Annotated in this window: 3 protein-coding genes and 1 pseudogene; all 4 read left to right on the top strand. The window is 62.7% G+C overall.

What is annotated here, in order from left to right; translation table 11 throughout:
* A pseudogene (locus tag VIW95_RS07440) lies at positions 1 to 261 on the top strand (hypothetical protein); the annotation flags it as partial.
* Positions 262 to 293: 32 nt separating this feature from the next.
* Positions 294 to 722, top strand: a complete 429-nt coding sequence (locus VIW95_RS07435) for a CoA-binding protein (protein WP_331584939.1) — start codon at positions 294 to 296, stop codon at positions 720 to 722.
* A 453-nt stretch (positions 723 to 1,175) separates the two neighbouring features.
* Positions 1,176 to 2,360: an FAD-dependent monooxygenase gene (locus VIW95_RS07430; RefSeq protein ID WP_331584937.1), complete on the top strand. Its 1,185-nt coding sequence runs from the start codon at positions 1,176 to 1,178 to the stop codon at positions 2,358 to 2,360.
* Positions 2,361 to 2,382: 22 nt separating this feature from the next.
* Positions 2,383 to 2,823: NUDIX hydrolase (locus VIW95_RS07425; RefSeq protein ID WP_331584935.1), on the top strand; the 441-nt coding region annotated here is incomplete at its 3' end.

Here is a 2,823-nt window from a genome sequence, read left to right as displayed (position 1 = left end):
ACCTCTACCGACCTCAAGCGTCATCCCGAGATGCTCGAGCAGACCGATCTCATAATTGCGATGACCGAGCAGCAGGCGCGCGATCTGGTCGAGCGCTTTCCCGGGGCGCGCGAGCGTCCGGTGTTCACGCTGCGATCGTTCGCGGGGGAGGCGGGCGACATCGACGATCCTTACGAAAAGGGCGACCTGGTATTCGCCGAGTGCCGCGACGAAATCCATCGCCTCGCCCCGACCATCATCGACCGCCTCTTTCATAGCTAGCGCGAGCGGCCGTCGCGCGCGATCATACGAAGATGGAATTCAGCAATCCTCCTGACGCCGAAATTCGCGCGATTCTCTCGCGGCCGACCACAGTCGCCGTCGTCGGATGCTCTGACAATCCGCAGCGCGACTCGCTTCGAATTGGAAAATTGTTAAAGGGCCGCGGGTTCAAGGTGATCCCGGTCAATCCGCAGCTGGACGCTGACGCGCTACGCGCCGCTCTAGGAGAAAAGTGCTATGCCGACCTGGCGTCGATTCCAGAACCGGTCGAGATAGTGGACGTGTTCCGCCGCTCGGAGTTCGTGCCGCAAATCGTCGAGGACGCGATCACAAAAGGCGCGCACGTGCTGTGGTGCCAGCTCGGCGTAATCCACCTCGACGCCGCCCGCCGCGCGCAAAAGGCCGGCATGACGGTGTTGATGGATCGATGCCCCGCAATCGAGTACGCGCGATTGTTCTGAGGCGGCGAGCGGTTGCTCTTTCATTCTGGCGAAGTGACTAGCACGAGCGGCATTCTTGTCATCCTGAAGGGGTGAACAACGCGAGGGCCTGACTGTCGCCGAAGCGAGTATCGCGAGCCTTGTGTGTCATCCTGACGGAGCGAGCAACGCGAGCGGCTGGAAGGATCTCGGATGGCTTCGCGTTTTTGTGTCATCCTGACGACCTGAGCAACGCGAGGGGAGGAAGGACCTCGGACAGCTTCGCGCACGCGAAGCCGGTTCCGGTATTTGAAATCGCGCAGCGGTCCTTTTTTGGATGCAACAGCTCAGAACCGGAACCGGCGTCGCTTACGCCCCGCTGTCCGGAAGCCAGAAGCCATTTCCAGCCGCTCGCGTTGCTCGCTCCGTTAGGATGACAAAAAAAAATGACGAGACTAGATTCATCTGCGAGCTGAAGTGGAGCGGAGCACGCACATGCGAATAATCGTCATCGGAGCGGGGATCGGCGGGCTCGCGGCGGCGTTGACGCTTCGACGCGCGGGACTCGACGTTCAGGCGTTCGAACAGGCCGCCGAATTGCGCGAGGTCGGCGCCGGCATCCAGATAAGCCCCAACGCGTCGCGAATCCTTAATCGTCTCGGACTCGAGGAGCCGATGCGCCGCTTCGGTGTGCGCCCACGCTCGATCCTCATCCGTCGATGGGACGACGGGCGCGAACTCGCACGACAGCCGCTGGCCGGGGTGTGCGAGCGTGATTTCGGCGCGCCCTACTACAACTTCCATCGCGCCGATCTGCTCGATCTTCTATCAGCGGCTGTGCCCGATGGCGTGCTGCATCTGGACCATCGATGCGTCGGACTGAAGCAGCATCCCGATCGCGTCGAAGTGCAATTCCACAACGGCGCGACCGCCGATGCCGACGTTGTGGTTGGCGCCGACGGCATCCACTCGACCGTTCGCAACGCAATCATGGGTCCGGAATCGCCGCGATTTTCTGGCCATGTGGCGTATCGCGGCCTGGTTCCCGCCGATCGCGTGGCGCATCTCGGAGTCGAGCTGGCGGCCAACGTATGGTGGGGACCCGGCCATCACTTCGTCCACTACTATGTCGGCGCCGGCGCCCGTTACCACAATTGGGTCGCGGTCACTCCAGGCGAATGGCGGGTCGAATCGTGGACCGCCAAAGGCGAGGTCGCCGAGGCACTCAAGGAGTTCGAAGGATGGCATCCGCAGGTCCGCGCGATCATCGGCTCAGTTGAGACGACCAATCGTTGGGCGCTCTACGACCGCGACCCGCTTCCGCGATGGACTGTTGGGCGCGTCACGCTGATAGGCGACGCGGCCCATCCGATGCTCCCGTACATGGCGCAAGGCGCAGTGCAATCGATCGAGGACGCTGCGGTGCTGGCGAAATGCCTCGAGCATGCCGATGAGCACGATGTGGCCGCTGCGCTTTCGCGCTATGAGCAGACGCGCAAGCCGCGCGCATCCCAATGCCAGGAAGGCTCGCGCCGCAACGGCATCATTAACCATCTTGCCGACGGCGAGGAGCAACGGAAACGCGACGCCAACCTGGCGTCGGCCGCGACCGCCCCGCTGCCTCAGAACCGCGCCTGGCTCTACGGCCACGACGTCGAAGCCGAATTCGAGCACAAGTGAAATCCGCGGGCATCTCCGTAAGATGAAGCCGCGCAAGTGGAAGACGCTCAGGAGCGACGTCGCGTACCGCACGCCGATCTTCGATCTCCATCGCCGGCGCGCGACACATTCGCGGCGCGGCGAGCGCGACTTCTTCATCCTCGACGCGCCCAACTGGGTGAATATCATTCCGCTGGCGAAAAACGGCGACGTCGTGATGATTCGCCAATGGCGTCACGGCATTTCTGAGTTCACGCTCGAGGTGCCAGGCGGAATGGTCGATCCCGAGGATGAATCGCCGATGCATGCGGCGCGTCGCGAGATGATCGAGGAGACCGGCTTCGACTCCGACGCGATCGTGGCGCTCGGCAAGGTGCATCCGAATCCAGCAATCCAGGGCAATATTTGCTTTTCGTTCCTCGCCGAGAACGTTCGCCACGTCGAACGGGTGGTATCGCTCGGCGACGAAGAGACCGAGGTGGTG

Source organism: Binatus sp. (SeqCode) (assembly GCF_036522015.1).
Lineage (GTDB): Bacteria > Desulfobacterota > Binatia > Binatales > Binataceae > Binatus.
Note: the sequence above shows the minus strand (reverse complement) of the source record. Positions and strands in the feature narration are given on the sequence as shown.

Bases quoted from the DNA above. Each gene is read 5' to 3' on its own strand.
- VIW95_RS07435 (WP_331584939.1), top strand. From the start codon at position 294: ATGGAATTCAGCAATCCTCCTGACGCCGAAATTCGCGCGATTCTCTCG.
- VIW95_RS07430 (WP_331584937.1), top strand. From the start codon at position 1,176: ATGCGAATAATCGTCATCGGAGCGGGGATCGGCGGGCTCGCGGCGGCG.